The following is a 20,701-nucleotide window of genomic DNA, read 5'->3' as shown; positions in this document are numbered from 1 at the left end:
TAAAAATGTAGTTCTGACACGGCGTTAGAGTTCACGAGTTAAATGCTTTTAAGAGATGGGGATTTAACTTATAGATGTCAGCTAAGGCGGTGTCACCCTGCACTTTTAACAATCAAGGAGTTATAACGATAATGATTTTGAAAACGAATCAAACAAAATGTGTAGGACTTATAATTGGAATACTGTTATTACTTATTTCGATGGGTGCAAGTATTGTTTACGGATATACGGATACCTCATGGCAAATGGCATATCAAACGTTTACTGCTTTTAACGGCTCCAATGAACATATTATTATTGAAACAATTCGTCTACCACGTGCTCTAATTGCCGCAGCTGTTGGGGCGAGTTTGGGCATTGCCGGGGCCTTAATGCAGGCACTAACAAAGAATCCGCTAGCATCACCAGGTATTTTTGGTGTAAATGCGGGAGCGGGTTTTTTTATCGTAGCCGCAGTATCCATTTTTTCAATTAATTCTTTACAAGCCTTCACATGGATTGCATTTTTTGGTGCTGCAGTTGCAGCTTTTATCGTATATTTTATCGGTTCGCTTGGACGTGAAGGTCTCACACCGATGAAATTAACATTAGCAGGGGCCGCAATGGCTGCTATGTTTTCTTCATTTACTCAGGGACTACTGGTCATCGATGAGATGGCATTAGACCAAGTTTTATTTTGGCTTGCAGGTTCTATACAGGGAAGAAAGCTTGAAATGCTTACAAGCGTTCTTCCGTATTTAGCCGTGGCCTGGATTACTTCCCTTCTCCTAGCCAATAAAATCAATATTTTAACGATGGGTGAGGAAGTGGCGAAGGGGTTAGGTCAACGGACAGGAACAGTAAAGCTCTTAACGGCTCTTACAATCATTCTACTAGCAGGCGGAGCGGTTGCTGTTGCAGGGCCTATTGGATTCATTGGAATCATCATCCCCCATCTTGCAAGGGCATTAGTTGGAGTAGATCATCGTTGGATTCTCCCGTTTTGCGGTGTTCTAGGGGGTATTTTACTTTTGCTAGCCGATATTTCTGCTAGATATATCGTTATGCCAGAAGAGGTTCCTGTAGGAGTTATGACAGCATTAATAGGAACCCCTTTCTTTATTTATGTGGCAAGAAAGGGGTTTCGTAGAACATGATTAAATATAAACCTTTCCGACTTGGAAAAAGAGATTTAATCTCATTTTTACTAGATACAAAAGCACTTGTAACATTTTTAATTCTTGTGATCATATCGATTGTCATATTTTTGCTAAGCACAGGTCTAGGAGAAATGAAGATTGATCCCATTACAGTTGTGAAGACATTGTTTGGATATGGTTCACGAATGGAGCAATTGGTTGTCACATCGTTTCGTTTACCAAGGATTATTATTGCCTTTTTAGTCGGTATGGCATTAGCTGCTGCAGGTAGTATCTTACAAGGAATGATTCGTAACCCACTTGCGTCTCCAGATATTTTAGGAATTACAGGTGGTGCATCTGTGGCGGTAGTTGCCTTCTTAACTATCTTTTCCAACTCAAGTAATGCACTAACCGTCAGTATAAAATGGATGCCTGTTGCTGCTTTTATCGGGGCATCTGTTGTTGCGTTTCTAGTATATCTATTAGCTTGGAAAAATGGAGTTTCTCCCCTACGCCTTGTGTTAATTGGAATTGGGATTTCCGCGCTCACCCAAGCTTTGACGACAACATTCATGGTAATGGGGCCGATTTATCAAGCAAGTCAGGCAAACATCTGGATTACTGGTTCTGTTAATGGGTCAACCTGGGCAAATGTACAAATACTAAGTCCTGTAGTTATTATTTTATTGATTTTCTGCTTTATACTCGCAAGAACCTTAAACATTCAGGAACTGGGTGAAGAACTAGCAACAGGAGTAGGTAGTGCCGTACAAAAACAACGTTTTGTCTTATTGCTCGTTAGCACAGCATTGACTGGTAGTGCGGTTGCGTTTGCCGGTGGAATCGGATTTGTGGGACTAATGGCACCACATATGGCGAGGAGATTAGTTGGTTCAGCCTTTGGAGCATTGCTACCCACAGCCGCCCTTATCGGAGGAATTCTTGTGATGCTAGCCGATTTAATAGGGAGGACCTTATTTTCACCAATGGAAGTCCCGGCAGGTGTATTTACTGCCGCAATTGGAGCCCCCTATTTTATCTATTTGCTTTATAAAAGTAGGAATAGCTAGAGACAATAGAACCATAACATTGAATGAGAGGGGGTACCTCATGTTTGCATTAGAAACAGAAGACTTAACTTTATCGTACGGTGACTCAATCATTATTGAAAATTTGCAGCTTGAAATACCAAAAGGGGAAATAACCGTCTTCATCGGGGGAAATGGATGTGGAAAGTCAACCCTGCTTCGTTCATTAGCGAGACTACTAAAGCCAACGCATGGAGCCGTTCTTTTAGAAGGAGAGAAAATAGCCAAACTTCCAACCAAAGAAGTTGCGAGAAAGCTCGCCATTCTTCCACAGGGACCAAGCGCTCCAGAAGGCTTAACCGTCCTCCAGTTAGTGAAACAAGGACGTTACCCCTATCAAAACTGGCTTAAACAATGGACCGAAGAAGACGAGAAAATGGTCAACCATGCACTTACAGCCACAAATATACTGGAATTCGCAGAACGAACTGTTGATTCCCTCTCAGGTGGGCAACGTCAACGTGCCTGGATTGCAATGACTCTTGCACAAAAAACGGATATCATCTTACTCGATGAACCAACAACGTATTTAGATATGACCCATCAAATTGAAATATTAGATCTATTGTTTGAACTTAACGAAAACGAGAAACGGACCATTGTCATGGTATTACACGACCTTAACTTAGCTTGCCGCTATGCACATCATATTGTTTCAATAAAAGATAAACAAATATACGGGCAAGGTAAGCCTGAACTGATTGTAAATGCGAGTCTAGTAAAAGATGTGTTTGGTTTGAATTGTGAGGTAACCATTGATCCATTGTTTGGGACGCCTCTATGTATCCCACATGGCAAGGGTAGACGTATCTTAAACAAGGTAGGGGTATAGCTAATGGCGAACCTTCTTACGGGTGAGGAAATTGGACACTTAAAGGAATTTAGGTTTAGTGACAGGCAGCTTGAATCAAGCTTATCAAGTCCAGTAATTGAGCTCTTTGAGGCAGGAAAGATGAATGAATATCTTCATAAAATCAAGCAGAAAATTTCTGCCCCTGATATACAGGTTGCTGCATCGATGTTCATGAAGCGATACGGATTTTTCGCTGTCCTCAATTTATATGCAATGACGATTTTAGATAAACGATTAAATGTGTCATTACAAAATGTCTCGCTTGAAACTAGTGATGAAGAGGAAATCTGGTACTGGAATCCAAAATTCTATTTTTATGATATTCAGACCGTGGATGCTCCTCTTACATCACGTGATGAATGGCGGGACGAAACCATTCGGGCCATTTTTCAGTTGAATATTCGAGAGGTGTTAATGTCAGTATCCAAACACTCTGGATTGTCAAAAAAGGTACTTTGGGAAAACATTGCAATTTATGTGTATTGGCTCTATGAGTCAGTCTTGGCAAATCCGAAGTATGATAAAAAACGAGAAACGATCCTAGGTGACTTTGTCTATATACTGAAGAAAGCCAATGGGGAACTATTTGGAGAGCTAGGCTTTAATCCATTGTTACGTTATTATGGCCCAAAGGAATTTCATCCAGAATATGAACAAAACATACGGACTAGAAAAACGTGTTGTCTCTATTATAAAACAACGAGCACCGAAGAGCGCTGTAAAACGTGTCCACTAAATTGTGAGTTAGGAGTTAGAAAACATGGACCCAAAAATAGCAGATCAAGTTGACGGATTATTAGAAAAGTACACAGAGCTATTACTAGGTGAAAGCTCACCTGAATTAAAGGAAAAAGTAAAACTCTGGTCTCTTTATATGCATATTTCTAAATCAATGCCACCCCTCGCCAAACATTGGAATGAAACATATCCGGATGCGAAGGAAGGAATAAAGGAAATCATAACAGAAATCAAACAATTAAATGAAGAACACCGTTCAAAAAATAAGTAAGAGATGATGCCCTATAAAGGCCTCATCTCTTTTTTTCTATTGTACATTATTATGGTTTGGAAATTGCGTTGTCGTATAGTTGTAAAACTGCTGCAATTTCTGTTGAACCTTTTGGGTATCCTCTTCCTCAAGCTTGTACCAGCCGTTTTTAAACATGAGATTATAAAGCTCTCTCTGACAATCCTGTGTTTCGTTAAAAATGGAACGGATATCCTCATAAAGCCCATCATGACTCATTTCATTAAGGGCTGTGCTGTATGCAGCTGTCATGTATTTTTCTGTTGCTAGCATGTCATTGATAAAATCACGGTCATTCATTTCTGGTGTTTTAGGAACAGATGTTTTTGGGTTTTTTACTTGATTTTGATTCTGATTCATTTGTTGGTTCATTATGTAGCCCCTTTCTTTCTATTGCATTTGTTGGCCTTGCATTTGGTTTTGACTCGGCTGCTGTGGTTGTTGACCCGTATGCTTTTCCATATGATCTAGAATTTGGCGATAGTGGCGTTGGTGCATTTGGCATGCTTTTTCCAGTGCCTGTGAAATCTCTGGCATCTGACATTGGCTAGCAAAGAAATGTGCCTTTTTTAAAGCTAACAAATTCCAGGACATCATGTCAGTCAAATATAAAAGGTCCTTTGAAGTAATAACCGCAGGAGTTTCCGACATTTGTGGCCCCTTTGGTGTATAGAAAGGTTGCTGTTGTTGCTGTGATTGCTGTTGTTGCATATAAAAACCTCCTCACTCAATTTTTCATTATTAGGTTGCCATCAAAACGTTTTTGTATGCAAATGCATAGGATAAAAACATAGTAAGTTTCCTAAATGTAAGCGTCCAACAAAATTTCTTAAGGTGTATATTCAAGGCGATGTAAACATGATAAAATGAAATCGCTAGATTACGAGAATTACAACTAGTGTGCATGACGAGGAGGAGACTTCCATGGAACAAATCTTACGAAACCTTTTTTTATTCTTGTCAAAAAATAAAGCGTTTACAAAACTAGCGAGAAAGTATGGTTTACGGTTTGGTGCAGCAAGATTTGTCGCTGGAGAAACCATAGATTTAGCCGTTAAAAAGATCAAAGAACTAAATTCAAAAGGACTCGCAGTTACCATAGATTACTTAGGTGAGTTCGTTGATAGTATCGAAGAAGCCAATCTAATGGCTGATGGTTCGATCGAGGCTATTAAAGCGATCGGTCGAGAAAACTTAAATGCACAGCTCTCATTAAAAATGACCTCAATGGGTTTGGACATTTCTGATCAAGTTGTAATGCGGAATATGAGAAGAATCCTTGATGCTGCTAAAGAAAATAACGTATTTGTAACAATTGATATGGAAGATTATTCAAGATGTGAGAAGACAATCGAAATCTTCAAAGAGCTTCGAAAAGACTATGATAATGTAGGGACTGTTATTCAGGCGTATCTATATCGCACTGTTCAGGATATTGAAGACCTAAATGAGTATAATCCTAATCTTCGCCTTGTAAAGGGTGCCTACAAGGAATCGCCTGAGGTCGCATTCCCCGAGAAAAAAGATGTTGATGAGAACTTCAAAAAAATCATTAAAATGCATCTGTTAAATGGCAATTACACAGCTATAGCAACCCATGATGAAGCAATGATTCAATATACAATGGACTTAGTGAAGGAACATAATATAAGTAGAGATCAATTTGAATTTCAAATGCTATACGGAATTCGTACAGAACGTCATGAAGAGCTAGTTAAAGAAGGCTATACCATGCGCGTATATGTCCCATACGGAACAGATTGGTACGGTTATTTCATGAGACGCCTAGCCGAGCGTCCAGCTAACGTTGCCTTTGTATTGAAAGGTGTCTTTGGAAAATAGGATATTATTCAGCAGTGCGAGGGAGTGATTTCCTCGCGCTGTTTTTTATGGTAAAAAAGATAGTTAAAGGAGAGCAGTCGTCAATGGAAGAGGTGAAGAGCCGATGGTTTGGGAAAGAGGTTATACATCTAGGGCATGAAGACTAGGTATAGTGAGAAATTTTTGGGGAAGATCTCATCAACATTGTTATGAAGACCTGAGTGGTTGGGAGATTACTTTGAAAGAGGTTCTCATAGGTGTTATGAAGACCTGAAGGAGTGGGATATTATTCGAAAGTGTAACTCATAAGTGTTATGAGGACCTGAGTGGTTGGGATATTATTCGAAAGAGGTTCTCATAAGTGTTATGAAGACCTGAGTGGTTGGGAGATTATTCGAAAGAGGTTCTCATAGGTGTTATGAAGACCTGAACGGCTGGGATATTATTCGAAAGAGGTTCTCATAAGTGTTATGAAGACCTGAGTGTTTGGGATATTATTCGAAAGAGGTTCTCATAGGTGTTATGAAGACCTGAACGGCTGGGATATTATTCGAAAGAGGTTCTCATAAGTGTTATGAAGACCTGAGTGGTTGGGAGATTATTCGAAAGAGGTTCTCATAGGTGTTATGAAGACCTGAACGAGTAAGATATCCTCATGGAAAAGGCCATCATAGTTGTTATGAAAACCCGAATGAGTGGAATAACTTCCGGAAAAGGTCATCTTGGTTGTAGAAATTTATAAAACAAGTCCAAGCCCCCTTCAAAAGCGAGATGAAGAGAAAAACAAGGAAGTTACCTCACACAACTCCTCTTCATAAGCAAGATGAAGAAGAAAAGAAGGCAGCAACCTCATCGAAATCCCCTTCATAGCGAGATGAAGAGGAAAACAAGGAAGTTCCCTCACACAAATCCCCTTCATAAGCAAGATGAAGAGGAAAACAAGGAAGTTACCTCACACAAATCCCCTTCATAAGCAAGATGAAGAGGAAAACAAGGCAGCAACCTCATCCAAGTCCCCTTCATAAGCGAGATGAAGAGGAAAACAAGGAAGTTACAAGCAAGATGAAGAGGAAAAGGAGGCAGCGACCTCACACAAATCCCCTTCATAAGCGAGATGAAGCATGCATGTCCCCAAAGAAATCGCCGTCGTTATTATGAGGGACTGCTAGAACGACCTCATCCTATAAAAATCCCGTTAAATTTTTTACAATAGGTGATCTACTCTTCTCCACCCGTATTATGCGCACCGTATTGTTGATTAGTGGATTGTGTTTTTCCGCTTCTTGCACGTGTATCTGGACCTGCATTACCTTTGACACTCGCTGCGCTAACAGCACGTTTTGATGGGTTTTTATCAACTTTAGCCATTTGATTGTCACCTCCATTTCATAGAATCACCGGAAACACCTATTTCAATCCAGATAATATTATTCAAAGGTATTCCCAACTTCTGTATTTGGAGATGAATGCAATAAGAAATACCCAATCTAGTAGGCTGAACCGGGTTTGAATAAAGTTAAAGCTCCTGCGGATGCCACGTTTTATCATAAGGAAGCTTTTCGAGCAAGCACGAAAAAAATCGGGCGCAAATAAGTGAAAGCGTATTTGATTAAATAAAAACAAAATTTGTTTCTTGAATATATTGCGAAAATTTAAATATTGCTTTATATTTAAATATAAAGAAACTCATTCTTATTGGATGCTTAAAATCCTGAGGAAAAATTGTATGGATATTTTTTTTGGGAGTAAAATGAATGAGTATTCATTCAAAATGCGTAAAAGGGGGAAACTGTGAATGATCCAAAGCATTAAAAGAGCTGCAGTCCTAGGTTCGGGAGTTATGGGATCAGGTATTGCTGCACACTTAGCAAACATCGGAATACCTACTCTATTATTAGATATGGTTCCTCGTGAACTTTTAGAAGACGAAAAAAAGAAAGGGTTTACATTAGAGGATAAACAAGTTCGAAATCGACTAAGTAATACAGCAGTCCAAAAGTTATTAAAACAAAAGCCGGCTCCGCTTACTTCAAAGGAAAATATCGCACTTATTACAACCGGGAATTTTGAAGATGATATGGCTAAGCTTGCAGAAGTGGACTGGATAATTGAGGTAGTTGTTGAAAACCTTGATATTAAGAAAAAGGTGTTTAGTCAAGTCGATAAAGTGAGAAAATCTGGGAGCATTGTAAGCTCGAATACTTCAGGTATTTCGGTTGAGGCGATGGTTGAAGGACGTTCAGATGATTTTCAAAAGCATTTTTTAGGAACACACTTCTTCAACCCACCACGTTACCTGAAGTTGCTTGAAGTAATACCAACAAAGCACACAAGCCCAGAAGTACTTACTTTTATGAAAACATTCGGTGAAGATGTTCTAGGAAAAGGTGTGGTCGAAGCAAAGGATACACCAAACTTCATAGCAAACCGAATTGGAACGTACGGTTTGCTCGTAACTGTTCGTGAAATGCTTAAGGGTGGATATAGTATTGGTGAAGTTGATTCTGTGACTGGTCCAATGATTGGACGTCCAAAGAGTGCAACTTTCCGTACTCTAGATGTCGTTGGGCTTGATACATTTATTCACGTTGCGAACAATGTCTATGAACAAGTAGATGGCGAAGAAAAAGAAGTCTTTGCGATTCCAGGCTTTATGAAGACAATGCAGGAAAAAGGGTGGCTAGGAAGTAAAACTGGCCAGGGCTTCTTCTTGAAAAAAGGAAAAGAAATACTTGAATTAAACCCGGAAACACTGGAATATCAAGAGCGTAAAAAACTCCAAACACCATTAACGGCATCAATCAAACAAGTAAAAGGAACAGCGAATAAGCTCAAGACCCTTTTATATGCTGAAGATCGTGCTGGGAAGCTTTTATGGAATATTACAAGCCCAGCTCTTATCTACTCTGCTACTCTGCTTGGTGAAATAGCGGATGATATTGTCGCAATTGATGAGGCAATGAAGTGGGGCTTTGGTTGGAAATTAGGTCCATTTGAGATGTGGGATGCAATCGGTCTTGAGAGTTCAGTGAAAAAGATGGAAGCTGAAGGATTGGTAGTACCAACATGGGTGAAAGAAATGCTGGAAAGCGGGAAGACATCTTTCTATAAAAAAGATAATGGTAATGTTTATTACTACGATAAAGGTGAATACAAGACAGTTAAGGTGAATCCAAAAAACATCAATATTAAAACGTTAAAAGAGACGAACGGCGTTATTAAAAAGAACAGCGGTGCTAGTCTAATAGACCTTGGCGATGATGTAGCGTTATTGGAATTCACGTCACCAAATAATGCAATCGGTTTCGATATTATCCAGATGATAAATTACTCAATCGAAGAAGTGACGAAAAATTACAAAGGTCTTGTAATCGGAAATCAGGCGAAAAACTTCTGTGTTGGGGCCAACCTCGCAATGATTTTAATGGAAGCACAGGACGACAATTACTATGATATCGAACTAGTTGTACGTCATTTCCAACAAGCAATGATGAATATCAAATATAGTGAAAAACCTGTAGTTGTGGCACCATTTGGCATGACACTTGGTGGTGGAGCAGAAATTTGTTTACCGGCTGCTAAGGTTCAAGCATCTAGTGAAACGTATATGGGTCTAGTTGAAGTAGGTGTTGGAGTTATCCCTGGTGGAGGTGGTAATAAAGAACTTTACATTAATCATCTTCAAGGAATGCCGGCTGGAGTAGAAGTAAATCTTCAAAATGTGGCAAATAAAGTATTTGAAACAATTGCAATGGCGAAGGTTTCAACTTCGGCAGATGAGGCGCGCCAAAATAACTTCTTAACGAAAGAAGATGGCGTAAGCTTTAATGGCGATCACCTCATCCATGATGCAAAACAATCAGTGCTAGCACTTTCAGCACAAGGCTATAAAGCACCAGTACGTAAAAAGGTGCCAGTTGTAGGTGAATCAGGCTATGCTACTTTACTTCTAGGTGCTCAAGCAATGAAATATTCAGGCTACATTTCAGACCATGATCTTAAAATTGCGAAAAAACTTGCCTGGGTACTTGCAGGTGGTAATGTTCCGTATGGTACGGAAGTTGATGAACAATACTTATTAGACTTAGAACGTGAAGCATTCTTAAGCCTAGTGGGTGAAGCAAAAACTCAACAAAGAATGCAACACATGTTAGTAAAAGGAAAACCATTACGTAACTAAACTACAGTTTTAAAGGAGATTGAATTCCTTCAATCTCCTGGTGCGGTTAAAAAGTTAGGAGGGAATAGATTGAGAGAAGCAGTCATCGTAGCCGGAGCGAGAACCCCGGTTGGAAAAGCGAAAAAAGGCACATTAGCAAATGTTCGACCAGATGATTTAGGGGCACTAGTTGTTAAAGAAACATTAAAGCGTGCAGGAAATTACGATGGAAACATAGATGATTTAATTATTGGGTGTGCGATGCCAGAAGCAGAACAAGGTTTAAATATGGCACGTAATATTGGGGCATTAGCAGGTCTTTCACACACAGTTCCAGCAATTACAATTAATCGTTATTGTTCATCAGGACTTCAATCGATTGCCTATGCAGCAGAGAAAATCATGCTGGGTCATTCAGATACGGCCATCGCTGGTGGAGCAGAATCTATGAGTCTAGTGCCAATGATGGGGCATGTTGTTCGACCAAATGCAAAGCTTGCTGAATCAGCACCTGAATACTACATGGGAATGGGCCATACAGCTGAACAAGTAGCAGTAAAATATGGCATAAGCCGAGAAGATCAGGATGCTTTTGCAGTAAGAAGTCACCAAAGGGCTGCAGCAGCCATTAAAGCGGGTAAGTTTGTAGATGAAATCGTACCAGTAGACGTAACTCTTCGTCATATCGACGGAAAAAATAAATTAATTGAAAAGCACGTTCAATTTTCACAAGATGAAGGAGTCCGTGAAGAAACAAATGTTGAGGTATTAGCAAAATTAAGACCCGCATTCTCTGTTACTGGTTCAGTTACAGCAGGAAATGCTTCGCAAACAAGTGATGGTGCAGCAGCGGTTATGGTAATGGACCGTGAAAAAGCAACAAATCTAGGTTTAACACCACTCGTGAAATTTAGATCGTTTGCAGTCGCTGGTGTTCCACCAGAAGTAATGGGAATTGGCCCTGTGGCTGCAATTCCAAAAGCACTTAAAATGGCTGGCCTTGAGCTTTCTGATATTGGGTTATTTGAATTAAACGAAGCCTTTGCATCACAATCACTTCAAGTTATCCGAGAACTAGGACTTGACGAAGAAAAAGTGAATGTAAATGGTGGTGCTATTGCACTTGGCCATCCACTAGGATGTTCCGGAACTAAATTAACCCTGACATTAATGCATGAAATGAAGCGTAGAAATGTACAATTTGGTGTTGTGACAATGTGTATCGGTGGTGGAATGGGAGCTGCCGGAGTATTTGAATTACTTGCTTAAACGAAAAGCCCGAAATAACCGAAATTGTAAAATTAGGCTAACTATAGAGTTAGCCTCCTATAAAACTTTTAGGGGGAAACAAAATGTCAAATGCAACTGATAAAGTCGTTTTAGGTGGAGGCTTCTTAATTGAGGATTTAGAAGCAGACCGTGTATTTACACCGGAAGATTATACGGATGAACATAAAATGATTGCTAAAACTACGGAAGATTATATTGAGAATGAAGTTCTTCCACAGGTTGAACATCTTGAAAATCATGAGTTCGAACGTTCTGTAAAGCTTTTAAAAAGTGCTGGTGAACTAGGACTCTTAGGTGTAGATGTGCCTGAAGAGTATGGTGGTCTTGGACTGGACAAAGTGAGCTCCGCACTAATCGCTGAAAAAATGGCTAGAGCTGGTGGCTTCTCGATTTCTCACGGTGCACACGTAGGAATAGGTTCTCTTCCAATTGTTCTTTTTGGAAACGAAGAACAAAAGCAGAAGTACCTTCCTAAGTTGGCTAGTGGTGAACTACTTGCAGCGTATGCTCTAACAGAGCCAGGTTCTGGTTCAGATGCTCTAGGTGCGAAAACAACTGCGAAATTAAATGCAGAAGGAACTCACTATATTTTAAATGGTGAAAAGCAGTGGATTACAAACGCAGGCTTTGCTGATGTATTTGTAGTATACGCGAAAATTGATGGAGATAAGTTCTCTGCATTTATTGTTGAGCGTGATTACCCAGGTGTATCAACAGGGGCAGAAGAAAAGAAAATGGGAATTAAGAGCTCTTCTACGCGTACATTAATTCTTGAAGATGCAGAAGTGCCAGTCGAAAACCTTTTAGGTGAAGTAGGTAGAGGTCATGTTATTGCATTTAACATCTTAAATATTGGCCGCTATAAGCTTGGTGTAGGAGCTGTTGGTGGTGCAAAGAGTGCATTTGAACTTGCAGTAACATATGCAAACCAACGTCAGCAATTCAAAACACCGATTTCAAAATTTGGCTTAATCCAAGAAAAGTTAGCGAACATGGCTGCTAAGATTTATGCGGCAGAATCAAGTGTTTATCGTACCGTTGGATATTTCGAGGATCGTATGGGGCAGCTATCTGCCGAAGAAGTTAATAATGGAAAAGAAGTGGCAAAAACAATTGCAGAATATGCAATTGAGTGTTCAATTAATAAGTTTTTCAACACAGAAGTGTTAGACTATGTTGTTGATGAAGGTGTTCAAATCCATGGTGGTTATGGCTTTATGCAGGAATATGAAATTGAAAGAGCATACCGTGATTCCCGTATTAACCGTATTTTTGAAGGAACAAATGAAATCAATCGCCTGTTAGTTCCTGGTACGTTCCTTCGTAAAGCATTAAAGGGTGAATTGCCTTTACTTGAAAAAGCAACACAGCTTCAAGAGGAGCTTATGATGCTTATGCCTGAAGAAATCGGCGAGGGTGTCCTAGAACAAGAGAAATACCTTGTTCGTAATGCGAAAAAAGTGGGACTTATGATTGCGGGGCTTGCAGCACAAAAATTTGGACCTAAGCTTGAAAGAGAACAAGAAATTCTTGCAAATATTGCAGATATTGCAGCAAATATTTATGCGATGGAATCTGTACTTCTTCGTACTGAAAAAGCTATTGCTAAATCTGGAGAAGAAAAGAATAAGCAAAAAATCCTTTATACACAAGTATTTGTTCAAGAAGCTTTCAATGAAATTGAAGCACATGCTAAAGAAACGCTTGTTGCAACAGAAGAAGGCGATGTATTACGTATGATGACTTCGGCATTACGCAAACTAACTCGCTTTACTCCAGTTAACGTAATTGCGAAAAAACGTGAAATTGCAGCAACCCTCATTGAAGCAGAAAAATATACAGTTTAATCTAAACTAGTAGAGGAAGCTCCTAATAAGGGGCTTTTTCTTTAGGTTTGAAAAGATTATTCCTTTTAATGCAGGATAACCGGCAAAGAAGTCGAAATTAAACAGTGACCCTATCCCAAATTATTTTAAATTCAAAATTTTATATGATAAAATAATTCTTGGTAGATAAGATAAGGTGGTGAGAAATATGGCTTTAACATTTTACTGGTATCCAAAATGTGGGACCTGTCGTAAAGCGAAAAAATGGCTTGAAGAACATCAGGTTTCATTTGAGGAAATTCATATTGTAGAGAATCCACCATCAAAAGAGCAGTTAAAAGAGATGTATCAGAATAGTGGATTAGAGCTTAAAAAGTTCTTTAATACAAGTGGTCAAAAATATCGTGAACTTGGGTTAAAGGATAAAATAAGTTCTGCTTCTGAGGAAGAGTTGCTTGAACTCCTGGCCTCTGATGGAATGCTAATTAAGCGTCCACTCACTACCGATGGTAAGAAGGTAACGGTTGGATTTAAAGAAACTCAATTTGAAGAAACGTGGGCTTAAATCGGATGAAAGACCTTAAATAGGACTTTTACATATATTTTGTTGAGGAACCTCTCAACAATTAAACTATTTCTTAAAATCGAATTAATGGAGGGTACAAAATGAACGCGCCTAAAGACTTACGTTATTCTGAAGAACATGAATGGGTAAAGGTAGAAGGGGATAAAGTACGCATCGGTATTACTGATTTCGCACAATCTGAATTAGGAGATATTGTATTTGTTGAGTTACCAGAAGTTGGTGACGAAATTAAAGCAGATGAGCCATTTGGAAGTGTTGAATCCGTTAAGACGGTTTCTGAACTATATGCACCACTTAGCGGTACAGTTGTTGAGATTAACGAGGACCTAGATGATAGCCCAGAATTTGTAAACGAATCTCCGTATGAAAAAGCATGGATGATCGTGATTGAACCTGCAAATGCTGGAGATATAGAGAACCTTATGACAGCTGAGCAATACGAAGAAATGGTAAAAGAAGAAAATCAGCTCTTTTTTTAATATCCAAATCTTAGCGTATAGGGAGTTGGAATGAAGATGACCGGAATGGACAATCTAACATTAAATACCGATGGAAGGGTGTTCATGATGGTATTGAAGCATACACGTATTGAAGTGACTGACCGAGTGGTTGGAAAACTTGGAAATAACGAAATGAACCTATATGTTGAAAAGGAACCAATTGGTAAAATACGTTTTACTAATGATGGGGCTCAATATGAGTTAAAACAAGGGTATGAGCAAGAATCGAGTAAAATATATACTTATGCAGATATACCTTCTACCCCAGATATGAAATATGTCGATTGTGATGATGAAAATGGATGGTGTTAAGACAGTGGAGTTCCACTGTCTTTTTTTTCCATAATAGTTCCCCAACCATTCACCAAATGAGAAACTTTGCTATAAAATGAAGGAAAAGCAGTAATAAACATCGAATAGAATGAAATAGACTGAATAAATGTACACTTGAAACAGGTGATGAAATGGTGGCTTTTGACGACTTTGAGAAAGTAATCATTGTTGAGGGGAGAACCGATAAAAAGAAGGTTGAAACAGTTGTGAATGAACCAGTAGAAATTATTTGTACAAATGGAACGATTAGTATATCCAGGCTAGACGAATTAATCGAACACTTATTTAATAAAGATGTCTATATTTTAGTAGATGCGGATCGTGCAGGAGAAAAGCTTCGAAAGCAATTTAAACGCGAATTTCCGGAAGCGCAGCATTTGTTTATCGATAAAACATATCGAGAAGTAGCAACAGCCCCTGAACATCATATCGCAACTGTTCTTTTATCAGCAAATATTGATGTTCACGCCGAGTTTTTGTTGTAATTTGATAGGGCATAAAATGCCCTCTTATTTAATAATCATGTTACAATAGGCAGCATAAACACTATAAAGGTTGTAGTTGAGATGAAAGAATGGAATGAAAAAGAAATCGATAGTCAACTCATCAGTCTAGATGAGTTTTGGTTATATTTATATACACCAATGTGCGGAACTTGTCAGGTTGCCTCAAAAATGATTACAGTGGTAGATGAACTTCTTCCTGATGTCACAATTGGGAAAAGTGATCTTAATTATTTACCTCAAAAGGCAATTGATTGGCAAATTGAAAGTGTGCCTTGTTTGATGCATGTAAAGAAAGGGCATGTAGTGAAAAAATACTACGCCTTTCATTCAGTTCCTTATTTATTAAATTTACTTACCAATGACTAGGAAACGCCATAAATGGCGTTTTTTTATTGCAATTTTTTAAAAAAGTTGTATGATATTTAGGGAATCGAAGTAATTAACTATTAAAAGTTGTTTATTGAAAACTGATCAACTAGGAGCACTTATGGGCATAATTAACAGCTGGAAAACGCAATACAAATCATACAATCAAAATATCAAACTATTTATTTTCGCGACTATATTTACACAACTGGGCATGGGTATGTTTACCATCATGTATAATTTTTATGTCCGAGAGCTTGGGTATTCCGAGCAAACAAATGGAACTATCATTGCAATGACGGCATTAGCCTCTGCAATTATTCTTGTCCCGGCAGGTCTGATGAGTGATAAATTTGGCAGAAAAAAAGTAATGGTTGTTGGAGTTGCAATTTCCACTCTCGCGTTTTTTGCTAGAAGTATCTTAGACGTTCAACAATTACTTGTAGGAACAGCATTCTTAACAGGATTATCAACGGCATTTATTCAAGTATCGGGAGTCCCTTGGTTGGCAGAAAACTCAACACCTTCCCAGAGGGTTCATCTCTTTAGTTTTCATTCTGCCATCATGATGGTTGCGCAGGTTGTTGGTAACATTGCCGGTGGTGTATTTTCAGATGCGTTTCAATATGTGTTTCAGCTCAGTGGGCTAGCGAGTGTGCGCATAACTCTATTAATAGCAACAGTTATCTATCTTGTTGGAATACTACCAATACTAAAGATGAACGAACAACAAAGGAAAAAACCAGAAATACAAAAGGTAGAATCAATCGGACAAAAACTAAGAGCAAATAAATCGCAAATCAAACTCATCGCATTGTTCGCTTTTGCACAAATGATTATTGGATTTGGATCTGGTTTAGTTATTCCCTACTTAAATTTATATTTTGCTGATCGATTTTTAGCTTCAAATACCGTCATTGGACTCATATTATCATTAGGACAAGCGGCGACAGCGGTAGCGATGATTATAGGCCCTGCTATTGTTAATAAAGTTGGGGAAGTTCGTGCGGTTGTCTATCTTCAACTATCTTCATTACCATTCCTGTTACTCACTGGATTTACTGAAAATATCTATATTGCTGCAATTGCATTCTTATTTAGGCAGGCACTAATGAACGCAGGAAATCCTATACAAGCCTCACTTGTTATGGGGCGAGTAAATGATTCAATGAAGGGACTCGCCAACTCGGTTAACCAAATGGTATTCTCACTAGGTTGGGCGTTGATGGGACCAGTGTCTACAACAATCGTAATGCTACACGGTGCTTATTGGGGATATGCATATGTCTTTACAATTACCTCTGTACTCTATTTAATAGGTTCACTTTACTTCTTAATCGTGTTTAGTAGAAAATCGTTTCAACAAGCGGAAAAGCCTCTTGCGAAGATATCATAATATGTCATATTTCCCGGGAAAAAAGGAGTAAAATTTGCGAAAGATACTTTTGGGTGTCGAATTAAATGAAAAAAACACGAAATTTAGAATTCCTTATTTTTTCTAAATATTCATGTTGACTTGTAAAAGAAAAAAGGTTACCATCATATTAATCCATTAAAGTATAAAACTTCATATTTGATCTTATCAAGAGAGGCGGAGGGAATGGCCCTATGAAGCCCGGCAACCGGTAATTTACACGGTGCTAAATCCAACAGACATTATATGTCTGAAAGATAAGAAGAGTAACTTATACATACGACCTCTTCTTATCGAAGAGGTTTTTTTATATTAAAAAACAAAGGGAGAGATTCAAATGAGTGAAAAACAAAAGAACTATAGACCAGAGACAATTGCGGTACATGGTGGACTTGAGGCGGATCCTGTCACGGGAGCAAGAGCGGTTCCTATCTATCAATCAAATGCATTTAAATTTAATACAACTGAGCATGCAGCCAATTTATTTGGTTTAAAAGAAAATGGGTATATCTATACCCGTATCCATAACCCGACAACAACCGTTTTTGAAGAAAGAGTTGCACAATTAGAAGGTGGCGTGGGAGCGTTAGCTGTTTCTAGTGGAATGGCGGCAATTACGACTGCAATTCTAAATATTGCTGGTGCTGGAGATGAAATTGTTTCTGCTTCTACGCTCTATGGTGGAACGTATAATCTATTCGCTAATACTCTTCCTAAATATGGAATTAAGACGCATTTTGTAAAGCCGACAAATCCAGAAGATTTCCGCCATGCTATTACACCAAATACAAAGGCAATCTTTGCAGAAACAATTGGTAATCCAAGCTTAGATATCCTTGATATTGAAGCTATTGCAAATATTGCACACGAAGCGGGAATACCACTAATAATTGATAATACATTTGCTACACCATATCTTTGTAAACCAATTGAGTATGGTGCAGACATTGTAATCCACTCTGCAACAAAATGGTTATTAGGTAATGGAACAACAATGGGTGGAATCATTGTTGATGGCGGTAAATTTGATTGGAATTCTCCAAAATTCCCTGGCTTTACAACACCAGACCCAAGCTACCATGATTTAGTATTTGCTGAGGCACTTGGACCTGTTGCATTCATTATTAAAGCAAGAGTTCAACTTCTTCGCGATTTAGGACCAGCGATTAGCCCATATAATGCATTTCAATTTAACCTTGGGCTTGAAACCTTACATGTGCGAATGAAAGAACATATTGCTAACACGAAAAAAGTTGTTTCTTATCTTAAAGACCATCCGGGTGTAGAATGGGTACTTTATCCTGGTGATGAGGATCACCCTAACAAGAAATTAGCTGATAAATATTTACCAAAAGGTGCTGGGTCAGTTATTGTCTTTGGTATTAAAGGTGGCAGAGAAGCTGGTGAAGCGCTAATCAACAACGTTGAATTGTGGTCACATGTTGCAAACGTTGGTGATGCTAAGAGTTTAATAATTCACCCAGCAAGTACTACACACCAACAATTAGGTCCTGAAGATTTGAAGGCGTCTGGTGTGACAGAAGATCTAGTTCGTTTATCTGTAGGGATTGAGAATATAGATGATATTTTAGAGGATTTGGAACAAGCGATTAAAGCAGCAAATGGAACAAGTTCTGTATCATCTATACAGACAGTTTAATAAGTACTTAAGTCACATCTTTTTCATTGACACCTTACCTAGTAGATGATAATATAACTTTCGTGTTGTTAAAGTACGATAATAAAAATTTAATATATATGATGACTCTTATTAAGAGAGGTGGAGGGATGTGCCCGATGAAACCCAGCAACCGTCAACATTTGTTGAAAAGGTGCCAATTCACACAAAGTATGATGCTTTGGAAGATGAGAGGAAGGAATCACTAAATTGTGCCTTTCTGCTCCTTTTTGCAGAAAGGCTTTTATTATATCTGTTGGAAATATCCGACTTATAGAATATAGGGTTTCCGATGTTGATATTGTTGATATTTATATCCCAATGCTTAACAATATAAATTTTTACTTAATCGTATAAACTAAGCATAGTCTCTCTGAATAGAAGGTGTGACAACGTGATAACACTAAAAAAAGTTAAAAAGATTTATCAATCCAAAACAAATCCTGTTACTGCTGTTAACGATATTGACTTGAATATTAATGAAGGTGAAATATTCGGTATCATCGGGTACAGTGGCGCAGGTAAAAGCTCACTCATTCGTCTATTAAATGGGCTTGAAAAACCAACAGATGGAACCGTTACTGTTGCGGGCCATGACATTACAGCGATTAAAGGAAAAGCTCTGCGAGACGCTCGTAAAGAAATAAGCATGATATTTCAACATTTTAATTTACTATGGTCACGAACTGTTAAGGAAAACATAGCATTTCCGCTTGAAATTGCAAAAGTTGCAAAAGCTCAACGTGATAAGCGTGTTGCGGAGTTAATTAAGCTTGTAGGTCTTGAAGGAAGAGAAGATGCCTATCCATCACAGTTGAGTGGTGGTCAAAAGCAAAGAGTTGGAATCGCAAGAGCACTTGCTAACAATCCGAAGGTCCTACTCTGTGATGAAGCAACATCTGCGCTGGATCCGCAAACGACTGATTCGATATTGGACTTGCTTGTTGATATAAATGAACGTTTAGGCTTAACAATTGTATTGATTACACACGAAATGCATGTAATACGAAAAATCTGTCACCGTGTTGCTGTGATGGAAAATGGTAAATTTGTTGAGCAAGGACAGGTACTTGATGTATTCAAAAAGCCTCAAGCCAATATAACAAAACGCTTCGTTCAGCAAGTAACAGAGCCTGAGGAAACAAAAGAAACAATCGAAAACTTACTTGATCGATATCCGGATGGTAAAGTGGTTCAGCTTACCTTCGTTGGAGAGGATACTGAGAAGCCGTTAATCACACGATTAATTAGGGACTTTAAGGTTGAAATAAATATTCTTCAAGGAAAGATCTCACAAACCCAAAATGGTTCTTATGGGACATTGTTCATTCATTTAGATGGTGATGCACATGAAGTCACTTCAGCCATCGAGTTTATCCGTGAACAACAGATAGAAGCTGAGGTGATTGAAAATGCTTGAGCAATTCCAACAACTCCTAAATTGGGAAAAGATGGTCAATGATTATCAGGCCCTTAATTGGGGTAACCTTTGGGATGCAACTGAAGAGACCTTATATATGACAGGAATCTCAGTGCTAGCTACTTTTATAATCGGTTTATTTTTAGGTTTAGTTCTCTTTTTAACAGATCGAGGAAATGCGTGGGAGAATCCACTGGTAAATCGGATTGTTTCAGCACTAGTAAATATTTTCCGATCGATACCATTTATTATCCTTATTGTATTACTAATACCATTTACAAAAATAGTAATGGGTTCGATGTTGGGGCCAAATGCCGCATTACCATCTCTAATTATTGGTTCAGCCCCATTTTATGCAAGAATGGTTGAAATCGCATTGCGTGAAATAGATAAAGGAGTTATTGAGGCCTCTCATTCAATGGGGGCAACAAACTCGACGATTATCTTTAAAGTATTAATTCCTGAATCCTTGCCAGCATTAGTTTCCGGGATTACTGTAACCGCAATTTCATTAGTAAGCTTTACAGCCATGGCGGGTGTTATCGGTGCTGGTGGATTAGGACACTTTGCCTATTTATATGGGTTCCAAAGCAACAAACCTGTAATTACATTTATTGCAACTGTTGCGATATTAATATTGGTATTTATCATCCAATTTGTGGGTGATTATTTTACAAAACAAACAGACAAGAGATAACAGGAGGAATTGCAAC

21 protein-coding genes and 2 riboswitches are annotated in these 20,701 nt (G+C 38.5%); of the genes, 18 read left to right on the top strand and 3 right to left on the bottom strand.

Features of this window, described 5'->3' with window-relative positions:
- Positions 1-131: 131 nt before the first annotated feature.
- From CZ490_RS12995 to CZ490_RS12975, 5 genes are read left to right on the top strand one after another with little or no spacing between them, the layout of a single operon-like run.
- Complete coding sequence (locus CZ490_RS12995; protein ID WP_077619279.1) at positions 132-1,136, top strand: FecCD family ABC transporter permease; 1,005 nt, start codon at positions 132-134, stop codon at positions 1,134-1,136.
- The gene (locus CZ490_RS12990; protein WP_077619278.1) at positions 1,133-2,191 is read left to right on the top strand and encodes a FecCD family ABC transporter permease; all 1,059 of its coding nucleotides are present in this window, start codon (positions 1,133-1,135) and stop codon (positions 2,189-2,191) included. Before CZ490_RS12995 ends, CZ490_RS12990 begins: the two co-directional genes overlap by 4 nt.
- A 40-nt stretch (positions 2,192-2,231) precedes the next feature.
- Entirely contained in the window at positions 2,232-3,041 is an 810-nt protein-coding gene (locus CZ490_RS12985) for an ABC transporter ATP-binding protein (RefSeq protein ID WP_077619277.1), read from the top strand.
- Between the two features lie 3 nt (positions 3,042-3,044).
- Positions 3,045-3,851, top strand: coding sequence for an IucA/IucC family C-terminal-domain containing protein (locus CZ490_RS12980; protein WP_077619276.1), 807 nt, complete (start codon positions 3,045-3,047; stop codon positions 3,849-3,851).
- Entirely contained in the window at positions 3,823-4,071 is a 249-nt protein-coding gene (locus CZ490_RS12975; protein ID WP_077619275.1) for a YusU family protein, read from the top strand. Before CZ490_RS12980 ends, CZ490_RS12975 begins: the two co-directional genes overlap by 29 nt.
- 36 nt (positions 4,072-4,107) lie before the next feature.
- Here the strand turns inward: CZ490_RS12975 and CZ490_RS12970 are convergent, their stop codons facing one another.
- Together CZ490_RS12970 and CZ490_RS12965 are read right to left on the bottom strand one after the other, a co-directional pair.
- On the bottom strand, positions 4,108-4,461 hold the full coding sequence (locus tag CZ490_RS12970) for a spore coat protein (protein ID WP_200801582.1): 354 nt from the start codon (positions 4,459-4,461) through the stop codon (positions 4,108-4,110).
- Between the two features lie 18 nt (positions 4,462-4,479).
- The gene (locus CZ490_RS12965) at positions 4,480-4,800 is read right to left on the bottom strand and encodes a hypothetical protein (protein WP_077619274.1); all 321 of its coding nucleotides are present in this window, start codon (positions 4,798-4,800) and stop codon (positions 4,480-4,482) included.
- Between the two features lie 213 nt (positions 4,801-5,013).
- Between CZ490_RS12965 and CZ490_RS12960 the strand changes: the two genes are divergently transcribed.
- On the top strand, positions 5,014-5,931 hold the full coding sequence (locus tag CZ490_RS12960) for a proline dehydrogenase family protein (protein WP_077619273.1): 918 nt from the start codon (positions 5,014-5,016) through the stop codon (positions 5,929-5,931).
- Positions 5,932-7,128: 1,197 nt separating this feature from the next.
- Here CZ490_RS12960 and CZ490_RS12955 read toward each other — a convergent pair.
- The gene (locus tag CZ490_RS12955) at positions 7,129-7,278 is read right to left on the bottom strand and encodes a YuzL family protein (protein ID WP_077619272.1); all 150 of its coding nucleotides are present in this window, start codon (positions 7,276-7,278) and stop codon (positions 7,129-7,131) included.
- A gap of 430 nt (positions 7,279-7,708) precedes the next feature.
- On the opposite strand from CZ490_RS12955, the gene CZ490_RS12950 reads away from it, so the two are divergent.
- The 12 genes from CZ490_RS12950 to CZ490_RS12895 all read left to right on the top strand — a co-directional run bounded on the left by CZ490_RS12950 (position 7,709) and on the right by CZ490_RS12895 (position 20,685).
- The gene (locus CZ490_RS12950) at positions 7,709-10,090 is read left to right on the top strand and encodes a 3-hydroxyacyl-CoA dehydrogenase NAD-binding domain-containing protein (RefSeq protein WP_407639809.1); all 2,382 of its coding nucleotides are present in this window, start codon (positions 7,709-7,711) and stop codon (positions 10,088-10,090) included.
- A gap of 69 nt (positions 10,091-10,159) precedes the next feature.
- Complete coding sequence (locus CZ490_RS12945; RefSeq protein WP_077619270.1) at positions 10,160-11,338, top strand: acetyl-CoA C-acetyltransferase; 1,179 nt, start codon at positions 10,160-10,162, stop codon at positions 11,336-11,338.
- An 83-nt stretch (positions 11,339-11,421) separates the two neighbouring features.
- Positions 11,422-13,206 (top strand): acyl-CoA dehydrogenase family protein, encoded by a 1,785-nt coding sequence (locus tag CZ490_RS12940; RefSeq protein WP_077619269.1) that lies wholly within the window; start codon positions 11,422-11,424, stop codon positions 13,204-13,206.
- Positions 13,207-13,393: 187 nt separating this feature from the next.
- Positions 13,394-13,750, top strand: a complete 357-nt coding sequence (locus CZ490_RS12935) for an arsenate reductase family protein (RefSeq protein ID WP_077619268.1) — start codon at positions 13,394-13,396, stop codon at positions 13,748-13,750.
- 101 nt (positions 13,751-13,851) lie between these two features.
- A complete protein-coding gene (gcvH, locus tag CZ490_RS12930; protein WP_077619267.1) occupies positions 13,852-14,250 on the top strand; it encodes a glycine cleavage system protein GcvH in 399 nt (132 codons plus the stop codon).
- 30 nt (positions 14,251-14,280) lie between these two features.
- Positions 14,281-14,583, top strand: coding sequence for a YusG family protein (locus CZ490_RS12925; RefSeq protein WP_077619266.1), 303 nt, complete (start codon positions 14,281-14,283; stop codon positions 14,581-14,583).
- A 152-nt stretch (positions 14,584-14,735) separates the two neighbouring features.
- Complete coding sequence (locus CZ490_RS12920) at positions 14,736-15,089, top strand: toprim domain-containing protein (protein WP_077619265.1); 354 nt, start codon at positions 14,736-14,738, stop codon at positions 15,087-15,089.
- A gap of 81 nt (positions 15,090-15,170) precedes the next feature.
- Positions 15,171-15,476, top strand: coding sequence for a thioredoxin family protein (locus tag CZ490_RS12915; RefSeq protein ID WP_077619264.1), 306 nt, complete (start codon positions 15,171-15,173; stop codon positions 15,474-15,476).
- Positions 15,477-15,597: 121 nt separating this feature from the next.
- Positions 15,598-16,872 (top strand): MFS transporter, encoded by a 1,275-nt coding sequence (locus CZ490_RS12910; RefSeq protein WP_077619263.1) that lies wholly within the window; start codon positions 15,598-15,600, stop codon positions 16,870-16,872.
- 180 nt (positions 16,873-17,052) lie between these two features.
- Positions 17,053-17,154, top strand: a riboswitch (SAM riboswitch).
- Positions 17,155-17,227: 73 nt separating this feature from the next.
- The gene (locus tag CZ490_RS12905; RefSeq protein WP_077619262.1) at positions 17,228-18,550 is read left to right on the top strand and encodes an O-acetylhomoserine aminocarboxypropyltransferase/cysteine synthase family protein; all 1,323 of its coding nucleotides are present in this window, start codon (positions 17,228-17,230) and stop codon (positions 18,548-18,550) included.
- Positions 18,551-18,655: 105 nt separating this feature from the next.
- Positions 18,656-18,763, top strand: a riboswitch (SAM riboswitch).
- Between the two features lie 199 nt (positions 18,764-18,962).
- On the top strand, positions 18,963-19,988 hold the full coding sequence (locus tag CZ490_RS12900; protein WP_077619261.1) for a methionine ABC transporter ATP-binding protein: 1,026 nt from the start codon (positions 18,963-18,965) through the stop codon (positions 19,986-19,988).
- Positions 19,981-20,685, top strand: a complete 705-nt coding sequence (locus tag CZ490_RS12895; RefSeq protein ID WP_407639788.1) for a methionine ABC transporter permease — start codon at positions 19,981-19,983, stop codon at positions 20,683-20,685. Before CZ490_RS12900 ends, CZ490_RS12895 begins: the two co-directional genes overlap by 8 nt.
- The last annotated feature ends 16 nt before the right edge of the window (positions 20,686-20,701 follow it).

The organism is Litchfieldia sinesaloumensis (assembly GCF_900156865.1).
In the GTDB taxonomy this organism is placed as follows: Bacteria; Bacillota; Bacilli; order Bacillales; family Bacillaceae_L; genus Ferdinandcohnia; species Ferdinandcohnia sinesaloumensis.
This window is presented reverse-complemented; position numbering and strand designations above follow the sequence as displayed.